Annotated in this window: 15 protein-coding genes and 1 tRNA gene; 6 read left to right on the top strand and 10 right to left on the bottom strand. The window is 63.5% G+C overall.

What is annotated here, in order from left to right:
• Positions 1–2 precede the first annotated feature (2 nt).
• Positions 3–1,406: an aromatic ring-hydroxylating oxygenase subunit alpha gene (locus KIH45_RS04940; protein WP_213174900.1), complete on the top strand. Its 1,404-nt coding sequence runs from the start codon at positions 3–5 to the stop codon at positions 1,404–1,406.
• A 9-nt stretch (positions 1,407–1,415) separates the two neighbouring features.
• On the opposite strand, the gene KIH45_RS04935 is transcribed toward KIH45_RS04940, so the two are convergent.
• From KIH45_RS04935 to KIH45_RS04920, 4 genes are all read right to left on the bottom strand, one after another.
• Entirely contained in the window at positions 1,416–2,159 is a 744-nt protein-coding gene (locus KIH45_RS04935; RefSeq protein WP_213174899.1) for a crotonase/enoyl-CoA hydratase family protein, read from the bottom strand.
• A 7-nt stretch (positions 2,160–2,166) separates the two neighbouring features.
• Positions 2,167–3,057, bottom strand: a complete 891-nt coding sequence (locus KIH45_RS04930) for an HpcH/HpaI aldolase/citrate lyase family protein (protein WP_213174898.1) — start codon at positions 3,055–3,057, stop codon at positions 2,167–2,169.
• Complete coding sequence (locus tag KIH45_RS04925) at positions 3,054–3,512, bottom strand: MaoC family dehydratase (RefSeq protein ID WP_213174897.1); 459 nt, start codon at positions 3,510–3,512, stop codon at positions 3,054–3,056. Before KIH45_RS04925 ends, KIH45_RS04930 begins: the two co-directional genes overlap by 4 nt.
• A 95-nt stretch (positions 3,513–3,607) precedes the next feature.
• A tRNA-Thr gene (locus KIH45_RS04920) sits at positions 3,608–3,683 on the bottom strand.
• Between the two features lie 172 nt (positions 3,684–3,855).
• Here KIH45_RS04920 and KIH45_RS04915 point away from each other — a divergent pair.
• Genes KIH45_RS04915 through KIH45_RS04895 form a run of 5 tightly spaced genes read left to right on the top strand, consistent with a single transcriptional unit; the run spans position 3,856 to position 9,182 of the window.
• Positions 3,856–4,248 carry a c-type cytochrome gene (locus tag KIH45_RS04915; protein ID WP_213174896.1) on the top strand — a complete coding sequence of 131 codons (393 nt, stop codon included), beginning with the start codon at positions 3,856–3,858 and terminating at the stop codon, positions 4,246–4,248.
• Entirely contained in the window at positions 4,245–6,410 is a 2,166-nt protein-coding gene (locus KIH45_RS04910) for a xanthine dehydrogenase family protein molybdopterin-binding subunit (RefSeq protein WP_213174895.1), read from the top strand. Before KIH45_RS04915 ends, KIH45_RS04910 begins: the two co-directional genes overlap by 4 nt.
• Entirely contained in the window at positions 6,407–7,297 is an 891-nt protein-coding gene (locus tag KIH45_RS04905; protein ID WP_213174894.1) for a formylglycine-generating enzyme family protein, read from the top strand. Before KIH45_RS04910 ends, KIH45_RS04905 begins: the two co-directional genes overlap by 4 nt.
• Complete coding sequence (locus KIH45_RS04900; protein ID WP_213174893.1) at positions 7,294–7,755, top strand: (2Fe-2S)-binding protein; 462 nt, start codon at positions 7,294–7,296, stop codon at positions 7,753–7,755. Before KIH45_RS04905 ends, KIH45_RS04900 begins: the two co-directional genes overlap by 4 nt.
• Positions 7,752–9,182 (top strand): flavin monoamine oxidase family protein, encoded by a 1,431-nt coding sequence (locus tag KIH45_RS04895; protein ID WP_213174892.1) that lies wholly within the window; start codon positions 7,752–7,754, stop codon positions 9,180–9,182. Before KIH45_RS04900 ends, KIH45_RS04895 begins: the two co-directional genes overlap by 4 nt.
• 162 nt (positions 9,183–9,344) lie before the next feature.
• Here the strand turns inward: KIH45_RS04895 and KIH45_RS04890 are convergent, their stop codons facing one another.
• The 6 genes from KIH45_RS04890 to KIH45_RS04865 all read right to left on the bottom strand — a co-directional run bounded on the left by KIH45_RS04890 (position 9,345) and on the right by KIH45_RS04865 (position 16,512).
• Entirely contained in the window at positions 9,345–11,819 is a 2,475-nt protein-coding gene (locus KIH45_RS04890; protein ID WP_213174891.1) for a TonB-dependent receptor, read from the bottom strand.
• A gap of 268 nt (positions 11,820–12,087) precedes the next feature.
• Positions 12,088–12,918 (bottom strand): alpha/beta hydrolase family protein, encoded by an 831-nt coding sequence (locus KIH45_RS04885; protein ID WP_213174890.1) that lies wholly within the window; start codon positions 12,916–12,918, stop codon positions 12,088–12,090.
• Between the two features lie 39 nt (positions 12,919–12,957).
• Positions 12,958–13,983: an alpha/beta fold hydrolase gene (locus KIH45_RS04880; RefSeq protein WP_213174889.1), complete on the bottom strand. Its 1,026-nt coding sequence runs from the start codon at positions 13,981–13,983 to the stop codon at positions 12,958–12,960.
• A gap of 50 nt (positions 13,984–14,033) precedes the next feature.
• Positions 14,034–15,062, bottom strand: coding sequence for an alpha/beta fold hydrolase (locus tag KIH45_RS04875; RefSeq protein WP_213174888.1), 1,029 nt, complete (start codon positions 15,060–15,062; stop codon positions 14,034–14,036).
• Positions 15,032–16,195, bottom strand: a complete 1,164-nt coding sequence (locus KIH45_RS04870; RefSeq protein WP_213174887.1) for a class I SAM-dependent methyltransferase — start codon at positions 16,193–16,195, stop codon at positions 15,032–15,034. The genes KIH45_RS04875 and KIH45_RS04870 overlap by 31 nt, the downstream gene beginning before the upstream one ends.
• Positions 16,192–16,512: a hypothetical protein gene (locus tag KIH45_RS04865; protein WP_213174886.1), complete on the bottom strand. Its 321-nt coding sequence runs from the start codon at positions 16,510–16,512 to the stop codon at positions 16,192–16,194. The genes KIH45_RS04870 and KIH45_RS04865 overlap by 4 nt, the downstream gene beginning before the upstream one ends.
• Positions 16,513–16,527 lie beyond the last annotated feature (15 nt).

Below are 16,527 nucleotides of genomic sequence, written 5' to 3'. Positions count from 1 at the left end.
AGATGGACGCCAAGACGAGGATGCCCGTAGATGGCACGGCGCGCTGCGAAGGGCTGGACTGGAACGGGCTCATGGCGCTCGATTCAAAGGACGTGCCCGAGTTCCTGACCGAGGATAGCTATACCTATCGCGGCTCGGACCCGATCGAGGCTTCGCGCTATACGTCCGGGGAATTCGCAAAGCTTGAGCGGGAGCGGATGTGGCCCTTCGTCTGGCAGTTCGCCGCGCGCGAGGAAGACCTGCACGAGCCCGGCGATTTCGTCGTCTATGAAAACGTCGGTCGCAGCTACATCGTCAGCCGGCAGGACGATGGATCGGTCCGCGCGTTCCACAACGTCTGCCTTCACCGCGGGCGCAAGCTGCGCAGTGAGGACGGCCATGCCGACAGGTTCGTCTGCCCCTTCCATGGCTTTGCCTGGAACAAGGACGCCAGTTTCGACGCCATGCCATGCAAGTGGGACTTCCCGCACCTGACGGACGAAAAGATGGCACTGCCGCAAGCGCAAGTCGCCCGCTGGCAGGGCTACATCTTCATCCGCGAGGCCGCCGAAGGCCCGACGATCGAGGAATATCTCGCCCCGCTGCCGGACCATTTCAAACGCTGGCGGCACGAGGAATGCACGACCGTAGTCCGCGTGGCCAAGGCGGTTCCGGCGAACTGGAAGATCGTGATGGAAGCCTTCATGGAGGCCTGGCACACGATCGTCACCCACCCGCAATTGCTGCCCTTCACCGGCGACTGCAATGCCGGATACCGGACGTGGGGCGACAACGTGAACGTGAACCTCGTGCCCTTCGGCATCGTCAGCCCGCACATCACCGAGACCCGCAGCGAGCAATGGATCGTCGACGAGTTCGTGAAATACAACGGGCGCAGTTCGGACAACTACGACGCCGATGCGGACCCGATGGCGATCACCGTGCCCGAAGGCATGACCGCCCGGCAGGCGCTGGGTGATGCGATGCGGGCGGCCTACACGGCACAGACCGGGTACGACCATTCCGAGGCAAGCGATTGTGAAGTGCTGGACGGGCTGGTCTACAACGTCTTTCCCAACTTCTCGCCGTGGGGCGGGTACATGCCCAACATCGTATATCGCTGGTTCCCCGGCGACACGCCCGACACTTGCGTGATGGAAGTGCGGGTCCTGTCCCGCGTGCCCAAGGGGCAGCCAATGCCCGCAGGCGTTCCGGTTAAGAAGCTGTCGATCGACCAGAAATGGACCGAGGCGCCCGAACTGGGAATGCTGGGCGAAGTGTTCGAACAGGACATGGAGAACCTGCCCGAAGTGCAGGAAGGGCTGCACGCGTCAAAGACGGGCGAGGTCAATCTCGCGAACTACCAGGAAATCCGTATCCGGCAGTTCCAGGATACGCTGGGCAAGTACGTTTCCGGCGCGGACTGACGCTTTGCGCTAGCGCTTCTGCTGCCCCAGCGCGGCAAGCAGGGCGATCTGCTCTTCCGATTCCGCGTGCAGCAATTCGGCGGCGGACTTGTCGTGCATGGCGTTCAGCATGCGCTTGGCAGCGCGGATGGCCATTGGCGACTGCCCCGCGATCGTTCCGGCCAGCGTCATCGCCTCTGTCAGCGGATCGTCGGCAATGCGGGTGAGAAGGCCAACTTTCACCGCCTCGTCCGCCTGCAGCACCTTGGCGGTATAGACCAGTTCACGCGCATCGTCGTCTTTCAGAAGCGACCGGATGATCGGGAAGGCCCCCATGTCCGGGATGATGCCCCATCGCATTTCCATCAGCGCGACCGCTGCATCGGGCGCGGCGATGCGGATGTCGGCGCCCAGCATGATCTGGCAGCCGCCGCCGAACGCATTGCCGCGCACTGCCGCAATCACTGGCACCGGCAGCATGCGCCAACCCCATGCGACATACTGGAACAGGTTCGCGTCGCCGTAGGTCCGCTCGATCAGGTTGCCCGCGACGGCCTGCGCGTCCTGCATCAAGGAAAGGTCCAGCCCCGCGCAGAAGTCCGCGCCTTCGCCGGACAGGACGACACAGCGCAGGTCGTCTGCGTCCTCAAGCGTCCGGATCGTGTCGGCAATCGCTTCGAACATCGCCATGTCGAGCGCATTGCGCTTGTCCGGACGGGACAGGAGCACGTCGGCAATCCCGTCCTTGATGGTCAGCGTGACGCGGTCCGACATGGCGGGATCAGCCGTGCGCTTCGGCCAAGGCGATTACGCGTTGCGCCTGCTTGAGGTGCGGAATGTCCAGCATCTTGCCGTCGAGGCCGAGCGTGCCGGCATCAGGATTGTCAGCGAACAACTGCACCACGCGGCGGGCGAAATCGACTTCCTCGGAAGATGGCAGGAAAGCCTCGTTGATTATCTCGACCTGGGCGGGGTGGATCGCCATGCGGCCGGAGAAGCCCTCCGACCGGGCGGCGCGACTGCTGGCACGCAGGCCTTCGTCGTCGCGGAAATCGGCGTGCAGCGTTTCCACCGCTTCAACCCCTGCGGCATGTGAGCCAAGCAGGCAGAGCGAGCGGACCATGCGATAGGTCAGAGCCCAGGCACCGGTGGCATCGCGGTTGGTGCTCGCTCCCAGCGCGGCGCTTAGGTCCTCTGCGCCCCAGGTCAGTCCGTAAATCCGCTCGTTCGCGACTTTGGCGTAGTCGCCCAGCGTGAAGGGCGCGGATGCCGTTTCGGTCGCGACGGGCAGGATCTTCGTCGAACCCTTGGCGACGCCGCATTGGACTTCCAGCGCGTCGAGATAGTGGCCCAGCTGCACCGCATCGGCCGGACCAAGTGCCTTGGGCAGCATGATCCCGTCAGGCTGCGCTGCGACGACAGCGACAAGGTCGTCCAGCACTTGCGGTGCGTCGAGCGGGTTCACCCGGACCCACAGCTGCGATTGGCGCCCCTGGCGCGGACGTTCGGCAAGGACCGAGCGGGTTAACTCGCGCGCGGCGTCCTTGCGCGACGGGGCGACCGAATCCTCAAGATCGATGATGAAGGCATCTGCTGGCGTCGCGTCCAGCTTGCCCAGTTTCTTCTCGCTGTCGCCGGGGACGAACAGGAAGGACCGGATCGGCGCGCTCATGCGTCCACCGGCTTCTTGTGCTGCAGGCCTGAACGCTTGCACGATGCGACCAGTTCATCGTTCTGGTTGTAGGCCTTGTGCAGGAACGTGACGATCCCGGCGTTGGGGCGCGACTTCGATTCGCGCAGGTCGATCACTTCGGTCGTCACGCGGACGGTGTCGCCGTGGAACAAGGGTGCGGGGAAGCGCACTTCGTCCCAGCCAAGGTTCGCTATCGCGGTGCCAAGCGTCGTATCGCCCACGGAAATGCCCACCATCAGGCCCAGCGTGAAACAGGAATTGACCAGCCGCTGCCCGTAAGGCGTGCCCTTCATGTATTCCTCGTCGAGGTGAAGCTGCGCGGGATTGTGGGTCATGGTCGTGAACAGGACGTTGTCGGTTTCGGTCACCGTCCGCCTGATGGGATGTTCGAAAACCATTCCGACTTCGAGTTCGTCGAACCACTTGCCTGCCACGAAACGTCCTTTCCTGTGTTTCGCGCTGCTCTAGCACGCCGGTCGGGCATGTCTAATCGCAGGGGCGGTTAGGTGGGTTTCGCGGGAAGGGTGCCTGGTGCCGGCTGCAGGATTCGAACCCGCGGCCTGATGATTACAAATCAACTGCTCTACCAACTGAGCTAAGCCGGCCCGAGGCATCGGTGCGCCCCCATGCACAAGGCCGCGCCGGACGTCCAGCCTTTCCTTTGTTCCCGCACAACGATTGCATTGTCCGTCATGCGGATAACAACGAGGAAGGTAATGCGGAAGGCACCTTCTCGCGGCGACCATCGCACCTTACCTATCACGGGAGTGGGCGTTGATGATCAAGGCGGTTTCGGGCGGTATTCTTCTTTCCTTGCTTCTGGTGACCCAGTCGCAAGCCGGGGGCGGCAAGCCTGCAGGCAACGCCGTGCGCGGCAAGATGCTCTTCATGCAATGCGCAGCCTGCCACGCGGTGAAGGAAGGCGCGCCAGCCAAGATCGGACCCAACCTTGCCGGGATCGTCGGCAAGAAGGCGGCCGCGCAGGAAAGCTTTCGCTATTCGCCGGCAATGGAAAAGGCCGCGGCCGACGGGTTGAAGTGGACGGCCACCGATCTCGATGCTTTCATCGCCAAGCCGCGCGAAAAGGTCCCGGCCAATCGCATGTCGTTCGGCGGTATTTCGGATGAAGCGAAGCGGCGCGACATCGTCGCCTATCTCGAAACGCTATGAGTGCGGTGAAAACGGATCGCCGCCGCTTTCTCGCAGGGGCAGGCCTTGCACTGGCCGTGATGGCCGGTGGGCGGGTCGCCCATGCCAGCACCTCTGCCGCCGGTTCCGGCAAGCTGTCGGCCTATATCGAGGTGCAGCCCGATGGCCGGATCGCGATCACTACGCCCGCTGCCGAAATGGGGCAGGGCATCGCCAGCAGCCTGCCCAAGATCATCGCCGAAGAAATGGACGCCGACTGGTCGCAAGTGACCATTCGCCTGTCCGGCGCTGACAAGGCCTTCGCCAATTCCTTTGGCCGCCAACGCAGTGCGAACAGCGACGGCGTGACCAGCTACTTCGAACCGTTGCGCAAAGTCGGCGCGACGGCGCGGCAGATGCTGGTTGCGGCGGCTGCGGCGCGCTTTGGCGTTCCGGTTGAGCAGGTCGACGTTGCCAAAAGCGTCCTGACCGATCGCGCCAGCGGGCGGACGCTTGCGTTTGCCGATGTCGCTGCGGACGCGGCGAAGCTGCCCGTGCCGGACGAGGTAAAGCTCAAGGCGTTTTCCGATTTCACCCTGCTCGGCAAGGATACGCCGCGTAAGGACATTCCGCCCAAGGTTACGGGTGAAGCGGTTTACGGCATGGATGTGGTCCTGCCGGGCATGCTCTATGCCGCCATCGCCCACGTGCCGGTGGCAGGCGGAACCCTCAAGAGTCTTGACGCCGACGCCGCGCTGGCCAAGCCCGGCGTGCGGAAGGTTGTCGCGCTGGACGAGGCCGTGGCTGTCGTTGCCGATACTTACTGGCAGGCGCAGCAGGCGGTCGATGCCGTGACGATGGACTTCGAAGCGGACGTGCGGCTGGGCACCGAGGCCATCCGCGACAAGCTGCGCAAGGGGCTTGATGGCGAGGGCAAGATCCTTCCGTTCCCGACCGGGATGGAAGGGCGCGAATTCATCATGGGGCTTTCGGACGCGGAGTTCGAAGAAGCCTTTGCCAATGCACCGCGCACGATGAGCGCGGACTACGAAGTGCCCTATCTTGCCCACGCGACGATGGAGCCGATCTGCGCCACCGCGCAAGTCGATGCGAGCGCCTGCACGATCTGGGCCCCGATGCAGTCGGCGGACACGATCCCGCCGGAGATCGGCGAACTGCTCGGTCTCGCGCCTGAAAAGGTGACACTGCACCGCACGTATCTGGGCGGCGGTTTCGGGCGGAAAAACGAACGTGATTTCGTGCGCGAGGCCGTTCTGATTGCGCGCGACGTACCGGGCGTTCCGGTGATGCTTGTCTGGTCGCGCGAACAGGACATGCGGCACGATTACTACCGCCCCGCCTGCATGGTGCGCACGCGCGCGGCGCTTAGCGATGACGGCGCGATCCTGGCCATGCACAGCCGCATCGCGGCGCAGCCGCTGACGGTGCCGTCCCCCTATCGTCTGCCGCAGTTCGGTGATGGTTCGATCGTCGGCGGCCTCATCCCGCAAGTCTACGCGATGGAAGGTCGCCGCATGGACACGGCGGAGATCGATCTGCCGATCCGCGCCGGATACTGGCGCTCGGTCTCCATGTCGCAAAACGGGTTCTTCGCCGAAAGCGCGATCGACGACATCGCCCGTGAGCTCGGTCGCGATCCGCTGGAATACCGGATTGCGCTGGCGAAAGACGACGCGCGGTCGGTGTCGGTGTTGAAGCGGGTCGGCGAGATGGCTGGCTGGGATACGCCGCTCGACGCAGGTCGGGGCAGGGGTGTCGCCTTGCTCGAAGGGTGGAATACCCGCTGCGCACAAGTGGTGGAGGCCAGCGTCACCGACGGTTTCGTGAAGGTTGAACGCGTCTTCTGTGCCTTCGACTGCGGTCTCGCGCTCGAACCCGATAACGTGAAGGCGCAGGTCGAAGGCGGGATCATCTTCGGCCTTTCCGCGGCCCTGTTCGGCCAGATCGAATTCGTGGACGGCGTGGTGCAGGAAAGCTCGTTTGCCGACTATCCCGTCGTCTCCATGGCCAGCACGCCTGAGATCACGGTCGATCTCATCCACTCAGACGCAGGCGTTGGCGGGGTGGGAGAAGCGGGCGTGCCGCCTGTCGCCCCGGCGCTTGCCAGCGCGATCTTTGCCGCGACCGGAACCCCGGTGCGCAGGCTTCCCATCATCAAGTCCGGTTTCGAGGTGGCAGTATGAGCATGTTTGCATTGGGCCTTCTGGCCAGCGTCACCGGCGGTCTTGCCGATGGTGCGACTTTCACCGAATGCACCGATTGCCCCGAAATGGTGGTCGTGCCCGGCGGCACTTTCGTCATGGGCGCGGACGAGGGTGAAGAGGGCCGCTATGAAGGCCCGCCGCACGAAGTCACGATCGAACGGCGCTTTGCCATCGGGATCGATCCGGTCACCGTTGGGCAGTTCTCCGCCTTTGTTGCGGATACCGGCTATGAAGCGGCTAGCGATTGCATCGTGCCGATGGACGGGACCTACAAGGTCGTGCCCGGCGCGGACTGGCGCGATCCGCAACTCGGCCGCCCGCCCTTACCGAACGAGCCGGTGGTCTGCATCGATTTCACTGATGCCACTGCCTATGCCGCATGGGTCGCAGCAAAGACCGGCAAGCCCTATCGCCTGCTGAGCGAGGCGGAGTGGGAATATACCGCACGCGGCGGCCTGATGGCGCGCTTTCCGTGGGGCGACGATCCGGAAGACGCCTGTGACCATGGCAACTTCATGGATGCCTCCGCGCCGAGCGAGGCGAATGTGGAAGGCGATATGCTGGGGTGCAGCGACGGCTATGCGCAGCTTGCCCCCGTTGGACGCATGCCTGCCAATGCCTTTGGCGTGCGCGAGATGGTCGGCAATGTCTGGACCTGGGTTCAGGACTGCTACGAAATGCCCTATCCCGCCGACACGCCGACCGACGGCAGTGCCTATCTTGGCGGCGCGTGCGACAGGCATAGCGTCCGCGGGGCAAGCTGGGCGACCAACGTGACGCGCGCCCGCCCGACTTTCCGCGGCCGCGATCCGGTGGACCGGACCAGTTCGCTGTTCAGCGTGCGCCTGGCGAGGGACCTGCCATGAGCGTGCAGATCACCGTCAACGGCACCGATCACGAAGTCGATCTCGACCCGCAGACGCCGCTGCTTTGGGCGATCCGCGATGCGCTTGGCCTCAAGGGCACCAAGTTCGGCTGCGGCGTAGGATCGTGCGGGGCCTGCACCGTCGAAGTCGACGGCATGGCGCTGCGCAGTTGCGCGATCGCGACCGGCGATGTCGCAGGCATGGCGATCACCACGATCGAGGGCATGCCGCAGGGCGGCGGGCTGCATCCGATCCAGCAGGCCTGGATCGACGAACAAGTACCCCAGTGCGGCTATTGCCAGCCGGGCATGATCATGGCCGTATCCGCCATGCTGAAGGAAACGCCGGAGCCCAGCGACGCGCAGATTTCCGAACAGATCACCAACGTTTGTCGGTGCGGCACGTATCCGCGCATTCGCAAGGCGATCCACCGCGCGGCAAAGGCCATGTCGGCATGATCGACAGGGTTACGCGCCGTGCGCTTATCGGCGGGATGGGCGCAGCGGCACTGGCCCCTGCTTTTGCGCGAGCCACGACGGCCGTCGAAAAGGTCGATGTCGTCGTTCTGGGGGCAGGGCTGAGCGGTCTCCACGCCGCGAGCCTGCTTTCCGGCAATGGCATGAAGACCGTCGTGCTTGAGGCGCGGGATCGCGTCGGCGGGCGCATCCTTTCTATGGACGCGGTTTCCGGCAATCCGGAAGCCGGCGCGAACACGATGCTGGCGGGTTATGGCCGCACCATCGGCCTGGCCCGCGAACTTGACCTCCCGCTCTATGACGTAACGCAGCACCGCTCTGCCGCGATGACCTACAGCGTCCGTGGCAAGACCTACGATGCCGGTTCGTGGCCCGATGCGCCGTCCAATCCCTTCGACGGCCCGCGCGCATCGATCATGCCGGGAAATTACGTCTTCCCCGAACTCGGCGCGCTTGGCGCGATGGCCGATCCTGCCGGGTGGGCCGATCCGGCCAATGCGCATCTCGATATCTCGATGGCGGCTTTTCTGCGTCAGCGCGGGATGACCGACGACCAGATACGCTTTGCCTACGATCTCAACCCCGGGCAGGGACGCAACGCGGAAGAGACGAGCGCACTGAACTGGTTGTTCGTCTCGCGCTTCTTTGCCGAACAGATGGCGGGCGGGACCGAGGAACTGGCCGTTGTGGGCGGCAATTCGCGTTTGCCCGAAGCGATGGTGCAGGGCCTTGATGCCGATGTGCGCCTGTCTTGCCCGGTGCGCGCGGTTAGCAAGTTGGCCGACGGGACGTTCGTCACCGAGTATGCCGACGGGAAACGCGTACGCAGCGACAAGGTCGTGTGTAGCCTGCCGCTCGGCACGATGCGCCGGATCGCGTTCGATCCTCTCCTGCCGCTCGATCACCGCATGGCGATCCACACCGTGCCGCAGATGATGATCACGCAGGTGCACATGGAGTTTTCCGAACCCTTCTGGGAAGAAGACGGCCAGCCTGCGAACATGTGGACCGATACGGCCGCTGGCATCGTTCTGGCTGCCCGCAGTGGTCAGGATCCGACCCGAATCTCCAGCCTGACGGCATGGGCGCGCGGCGATACGGCAGCGGCGCTGGACCGGCTTTCCGAGGCCGAGGCGAAACGCCTCGTCGTCTCCGAGATCGAACGCATCCGCCCTGCTGCCAAGGGGCGTATCCGGGTAGCGGGCTTCAAGTCCTGGCAGAACGATCCGTGGTCGCGCGGCGACTGGGTGGTCTGGGCGCCGGGGCAGGCGAGCCAGTTGCCGCTCGCTCTGAGCGAGGCGCGTGACGGGCTGCATTTCTGCGGTGAGCACACTTCGGTAGCGGCACGCGGCATGGAAGGCGCGATGGAAGCGGCAGAACGCGTCGCGCTGGAAATTCTCGCGCCCTGATCCCTCGCCCTCACGGCTGAAACGAAAGACCCGCCCGCGCCGAAAGCGCGAGGCGGGTTTTCTCTTGGGCCATCAATCCTGCGACAATTCGCCTTCAAAAAGAGAACCCCTCCTGCCGCTTGGGCAGGAGGGGCTTTCCCTGTTCCAGACGATAGAGCCTGATCAGAAGCGGTACTTACCTTCGATGCCGAAGGTACGCAGGTCAGGCAGGCCGAGCAGCAGGCGCGAGCTGCGCGCGCTGTAGGCGAAGCTGGGGACCAGGACCGAACCGTAATCGATCGAGACAGGCGTCTTGTTGTTGAAGGCATTGTCGACGAATGCGCTCAGCGAGAAGCTGTCGGTTTCGATACCGGCACGGAACTTGAACAGGTGCAGGTCGGGGGTCTTGGCGATGTTTGCCGCCGAAGCCCAGACGCCGGACTTGAACGTCCAGTCACCACGCACGTACCAGTCCGTATCGACGTTCAGTGCGCCGGTGTACTGGACACCCGCACTGGCCGAGTACTTCGAGGTGTTCGGGTTCTCGTTGCCCGAGAAGTCCGTGATGCCCGAGAAGCCGGTGACGGTCGCGTTGGTGAAGTCGTTGATGTCGCTGTCGTTGATCGAGCCAGCGAAGTCGATGTCGACTGCACCAAGGTCAAGACGACCTTCCAGTTCGATACCCATCATGTCGACCGAGCCGGTGTTACCCGAACCGCGCAGGATCTGCATCGTGTCACCGTTGACGTAGTTGAACGTCAGCGGATTGATCTGGTTGCGCCACGGTGCGTAGTACGCTGCCAAGGCGAACGAGAGCATGTCGTTGAGGACGGTGCCCTTGAAGCCGACTTCGTAGTTCGTGACCTTTTCCGGATCGACGGCGATGGTGATGCCGTTGTCGGCTGCGGCCTGACGCTGTTCCTCGGTGAAGTTGAGGAAGGCAGTGTTGAACAGGCCCGGGTTCACACCCTTCGAGTACGACGCATAGACCATGAGGTCCGGCGACACGTTATACTCGACGATGAGACGCGGCAGGAAGTTCTTGTAGGTTTCCTTCAGCAGCAGCGAGCCGCCTTCGTAGAAACCTGCCGGAACGAACACATCGGACGTGGCATTGAAGCCGCTCGGCGCCGCGAAAGCGTAGAGCTTGTCGATCTGGTAACGGCCTTCCGCACTGATCGTCAGTGCGTCGGTTACGTCGTAGCTGAGGCCGAAGAACGCACCGTAGGTCTTGTTCTGGGTCTTGCCGCTGATGCTGGAGAAGACCGTGCTGCCAAGACCGCCGTTGCCGCCGCCAAGGCCACCCTGACCGCGAGCGTTCAGATAGCTGAGGCCGACGGTGCCGTTGAACGGGCCGCCATCGTCATAGCTTGCGCGCACTTCCTGCGAGAAGTCCTTGTAGACACGTTCGACGAGGTACGGGAAGTCGAAGTAGTCACGCGCGCCGGCCGGAACCGCGCCGAAGGCGTCGTTCGAAAGACCGGTCGAGCCGTAGTTGTCGATGTCGGCAAGCTGGCTGTAGAATTCGTCGTTGTAACCCGTCAGCGACGACAGCGTGATGCCGGTATCACCGATTTCCCAGTCAGCGACGAAGTGAGCGTGCTTGAATTCACGCACGAGGCCGTAGCCCTGCACACCGTCTTCCGGATCGATCAGGCGACCGGTCGGGTTGGCGAGGAAGTTCTGGATGAACGCGTCCTCGGTGGTGTTGGCGCTGGGCTGGTTGGCTGCGTAGAAACCGCTGCCGATCGTGCCGCACATGAACGGAACAGCGACGCCGCCCGAACCGGTGAGGGTGCAGTTGCTCTGACCCGGAAGGACAACGTTGCCGTCGCCGTCAAGGACTTCGTAAGCCGAAACCAGTGCCTGGTCCGAGTGGCCGTCCTTGTCCTTCGACAGCATGCCGAAAGCCGTGAAGGTCAGGCCCGGAGCCGGTTCTGCGAACAGCGTGATCGTGCCCGACTGCGACTGCTGGTCACCCAGCGTTTCCGACGGGTTCAGTTCGCTCTTCCACGAACCCGACTTTTCGTAGTGGTCCGCCGAAAGCTTGAAGAGCAGCCAGTCGCCGACCAGCGGGCCTTCGATGTCTGCGTGGAAGCGGTAGTAATCGCGCGTGCCGATCGTGCCACCGACCGAACCGGTCAGGTAGTCTGCGGGACGGCCGTTCACGACGTTAATGGCGCCAGCGAAAGTGTTACGACCGAAGTACGCGGTCTGCGGACCCTTCAGGACCTCGATACGCTCGGGCGAGGAAATCACGCTCAGCGCGCTCGACGAGCTGACCGGAACGCCGTCGATGAACAGCGATGCGGTGGGGTTGGTGAAGGCCGACGGCGTGAAGCCGCGAACGATCAGCTGCTGGGCCGAACGGTCGTTACGGCTGGCGGCGTTGTTGTTTACGTTGACGCTCGGCGTGAAGCTGGCGACGTCGTTGATCGACGTGATGCCGCGCTTTTCCATGGCCTCGGCCGTGACGGCCGAAACTGCGAGCGGCACTTCGTAAAGCGATTCATTCGTTTTACGTGCCGTGACGACGATTTCGTTGCCCGTGGTGACTTCGGCTTCGCCGTCCTGGGCGAAGGCCGTGCCGCCCGTCAGCGCGATCGAAGCCGATGCGCCAGCGAGTAGAAGCGATTTGCAGTAGCGTGTGACAATCATCCCGAGATCCCTGTGAGAGTTTGCTGGATAAGTCGATTCCATCGCTTCGGGGCCGAAATTTTTCTTTCTGACCCAAAAGCCCTGCGAAAGTGGCGATCTCTGGAGGACCGCTTCTATTGGTATCATCATATGACAAATGGACTTCAGGGAGATGGCCTTGGATATCTTGGCCGCACTGCGGATATTTAGGTGGGAACCAATGCCAAAAAGACCGGAATTCAGCGGTTTGGTCGGCGGTTAGCGATATCCAAAAACGCAGTCTGTCCGCTTAGCGGCGATAGAAACGCCCAGTGGAGCTTGCCGAAAATTGCGCGGGCTTTGCAGTGAGAAGCTGTTCCGCAAACGCGAGCGATGCGTTGATCGCACTTTCCAGCTGCGCAGTTTGATTCGGACCGACCTTGTCCGGATCGCAGATCAGGCCGCCGAAATAGTGATCGACGCCGTCGAGAACGAGGCCGAAGCGATCGCCCGAGGGCTGACCAGCCCAGAACGCCGACAGGTGCGCGCGCCAGCTTTGTGGATCGTCAGATCCGGGCAGAACGTCCCGGTCGCCGGTCTGGATGAGCGCGGGTACGCGGATGGTTGCGTATCCAGCCTTGTCGATCAGTGGCGGCAGGGGGCCCGGGGGCGAGAAAGCGACGACCGCGCGAGTGCGCGGATCGAATAACTGCCTTTCCACGCCATCTGGCAGGAATGTCGTCGCCCCGCCCATGGCAAGCGCGGTCAGACCGCCGAAGCTGTGCCCCATGGCAACGTGGTCGCTGCCGTGCCAGTCGGACAGGGCGCGCATGTCCTCGATGCGCGCAGCCCATCCGGCCATGCCCTGGAATTGCGCCGTGTCGGGATGCTCGGTCGAATCGACGTGCAAAGGCGCATGGACGGCCCAGCCATCGGCGACCCAGCGATCGATCATGCGCATGTAGTGGCGCGGGGCCGAGGCAAAGCCGTGCGAGAACAGGATCGTCCCGCGCGTTTCGGCAGGAGTCCAGCTTGCCACGCGAATGTCACGTCCGGTGCTGCCGGTCAGCGTCGTCCACTCGCCGGAAGCGGCATCGCCAGCGTAAGCGGCCGCCCGTCCCGCGAAGGGGAGGGCGGCCATGAACCCGAGAAGGGAGCGTCGTTGCAACGCGACCATCGTTCAGATCTCGGAGACGGCCGAGGCGGGTTCGGAAGACGCTTCGACCGGCGTGTCGAAACCATTGGCGTCGAGGAACGTGCGAATATCCTCCACGAACAGGTCGGGGATTTCCCACATCGGCCAGTGACCGACATGATCGTATTCGACCACGGTCACTTCGGTATTGGTAAAGCGGTCGATCGTCGGCTGCGGGCCTTGGGAGATCACGGTATCTTCCCAGCACCACTGCAGCAGCACGGGTACCGTGACCTTTTCGGCAATCGCGCCAACGTCGGTCGTCTGGAACAAGCGGACGTTGTCGGCGATGTACGACTTCTGGTTCGGCGTCGCGCCCGGCAGATTGTTCATGTCATAGACCATCTGCGGCAGGGCGTCGGGGGCGACCCAGCCTTCGTGGCCGGTGTCGTTGAACATCCATTCGTAAAAGATGCGCGGGTGATAGTTGGGCAGGACCGCTTCATGGAATTTTGCCGCAACGCGTAGCTTCCAGTCCACTTCGCGGGTCTGGCTGGGCCGTTCGAGCGGGATGATCGAAAACGCCATGCCAGCGACCTTTTCAGGCGACTGTTCATTCAGTGCCAGCGCCACGTTTGCACCGTTGGAGGTCGAGATGACGACCGTCTTTTCGATGCCCAGTTCGTCGAGAACGAGTCCGACTAGCCGCGCAGCCTCTGCGGTCGTGTAGCCGCGCGGGTTCGGACCGCTGAGCCCATAGGGCGGCCAATCGACGCGAACGATCCTGTAATCGTCCTTCATGCGTTCGACCGTGGGGTCCCATTCGTGCAGGTTCACGATGGAGCCGTGCAGCATCAGCAGCGGATAGCCATCTTCTTTGCCCTCGACACGCACGTGCATCGGCACGCCGTCGATTTCCATGAATTGCGAAGGCGCGTCGGCATAGCGTTCGACGACTTCGGCGCGGTCGGGGGCGAGCCAGCCGGCCTTTGCCGCGACGAACCACCCCAGGAAGACAAGGCCGGAAAGAAGGGCGAGAATGCCCACGATACGAATGATCTTGCGAGCCACTTGGTGGTCTCCCTGATGGCGGCCTGCGGCTTGCGCGGGCAAATGGGGGCTTATCGGTTGCGGTGGATGAACGCGTCGGCGAGATCTGCGACGGCTTCGGGCGATTCCATCGGCGGGTAGTGCCCTACGCTTTCCAGTTCCACGAAAGAGCGGGAGGAGGCGTTCTTCAGATAGCTTTCGAGGTCGCGTCCCTGATTGGGCAGCAGCACGTAATCGCGCATGCCCCACATGATCAGCACCGGCGCCTTCACAGCATCGAGCCGCGCCATCGTCGTATCGATGTTGGCAGTCAGCGCATGAAGACCGCGCGGGTTCGCTTCGTCCTCACGCAAGTTCGTCTCGTAGTAATAGCGGACGAAATCGTACGAGAGGCGCGACTGGTCACCCCACAGCGAGCCGAGATATTCGCACCAGAAGTCCAGCCCTTCGACACCGACTTCGCCAGCACGCACATAGGCTGCATCAAGCGCCGGCGGCGTTTCGGGCTTCAGGCCCGGAACTGCGTTGGACGGCGTGTTGGTGAGAATCAGGTTTTCGACCCGGTCGGGATAGCTGGCAGCGAAGTAGTATCCCATCGTGCCGCCGCTGGAGACACCCATGACGCTGGCTTTCTCGATGCCCAGAGCGTCGAGGAAGCCGGCAACCAGACCTTCGGGGCTGCCGACAGCTGCGATCGCCTCGTCGGTCAGCGGGCCCGACAGGCCGGTCGGCGGCATGTCGAAGCGCACGATGCGGTACTGTCCGGCAAGATGAGCGGCCACGCCGTCCCATGCATTCAGCGTGCTACGCGATCCGTGGAGGAGCAGGAGTACCGGCCCTTCGCCTTCGTCGCGGTAGCGCAGTTCGACACCGCCGACATCGACGTACTGGTCACCCGGCTTTTCGAAACGCTGGCGCAAATCGGCCAGCGAGATGCGTTCCGGCACGTGCGTACGATCGGCCGCGCTGCAGCTTGCCGCCGTATCGATGGGCTCGGATACGGTTGCGCAAGCTGCGGGAGCGGTGCTGGCGGCGAGCAGCGCGAGCGCTGCGGGGAGCTTGCCGCGCATCAACGCGCGATGCCCGATGCGACGAACCACGAACGGAAGACGCCTTCGCTTTCGGGGCCGAAGCGATACGGACCCTGGCGCGCGTCCTGGCTGGTCGGCTGATAACCGATTTCGACGTCGGAGAAGCCGGCCGCTTCGTAAAGTGCGGCATAGTCCGCCGTCAGCGCACCGCGCCAGTTCGGCTCGTTATTGTACTGCGCTTCCAGTTCGCCCGACAGCTCGACCCACGCATCGGTGTTGTCGTGCAGCAGCGGCACTTCGAGGTGGACGGCAAGGCCGCCCGGGCGCAGGAGCCGCTTGGATTCAGCGAGAATGTTCATCACCGCTGCCTGCGACGTTTCATGGAACAGCGCGCAGCTATAGACGAGATCGAAGCTCGCATCGGGGAAGTCGGTCTTTTCCGCGCTCTGCTGCGAGAAGTGGACCGCCGCGCCCAGATGTTCTGCGCGGGCATGGGCATAGCGCAGCATCGATGCGCCAACGTCCACGCCGTGGACTTCGGCTTCGGGAAAGGCCATCGCGGCGGGAACCGTGCTGGTGCCGATACCGCAACCGAGGTCGAGGATCTTTTCGGGCTTGAAGTCGGGGAAGCGGGTCAGCGCGTGGGCGATCGCGGTCTGGCCGCGAAGGTCATTCAACATGCCGCCATTGCGGCCCAGCATGTAGACCGCGCCGCCGCGATCCATGACCGCACCCTGCATGAGCGAATTGTCGTCGTGCGCATTGCCGCCCGGCATCAGGTGGATGTCACCCGACAGGATATAGTCCGGCGCGACGAAATCGGGATTGGTGCGAACCGAACCCTTGGGCTCGGGAATGTCGGCCAGTGCCTCAAGGTCGGCAGCCTGACGTTCCACGCTGTCGCCGATGGTGGACCACAGCTGGCGCTGGCTTTCGCGCTTCATGGCAAGCCAGGTCCGGAACGATTCATGCTCCGACATCTTTTCGCGCAGGCGCGCCACGCGGCTGTTGTCGGCATTGCCGTCGATCGTCTTTTCCTCTGCCGAGGCGATCTTGGCCTGCACCGGTTCCAGCTGGCCCATGACATAGACCTTGAGATCGCGGACGAAGAGCTGTTCAATCATCTCGTCATGCGTCGGCACCGCGATCAGCGGGTGATCCATCTTGGCGCGGCCTTCGGTGATATCGGGCAGGGAACTCATTGCGTGGCTCCTTCGGTTGCTTCGAGGTCCTTGAGCGCGGCTTCGCGCAGCGGACGGAAGATCTTCTGCATGGACTGCTGGCGCTGTGCCTCGCGCTCGGCCTGGCCTTCGGCGTCGGGTTCGAACGCGTCGATCGCGCCCTTTTCCAAGGCCCCGGTCGACACCAGCAGGCGTTCGCAGGCATCGAGGCGCGCGCGCAGGACCGTGACTTCGCTGGCCAGCGACACGATCATGCCGAGCATCTGTTCATCGAGATCGCGGCTGCCTTCGATGGCATCGAGGCGGTTGGGCGTTCGCGGCAGGGGAGTGCGTGTCATGGGTCTACTCGTGCT

It is taken from the genome of Croceicoccus gelatinilyticus, assembly GCF_018398395.1.
In the GTDB taxonomy this organism is placed as follows: domain Bacteria; phylum Pseudomonadota; class Alphaproteobacteria; order Sphingomonadales; family Sphingomonadaceae; genus Croceicoccus; species Croceicoccus gelatinilyticus.
This window is presented reverse-complemented; position numbering and strand designations above follow the sequence as displayed.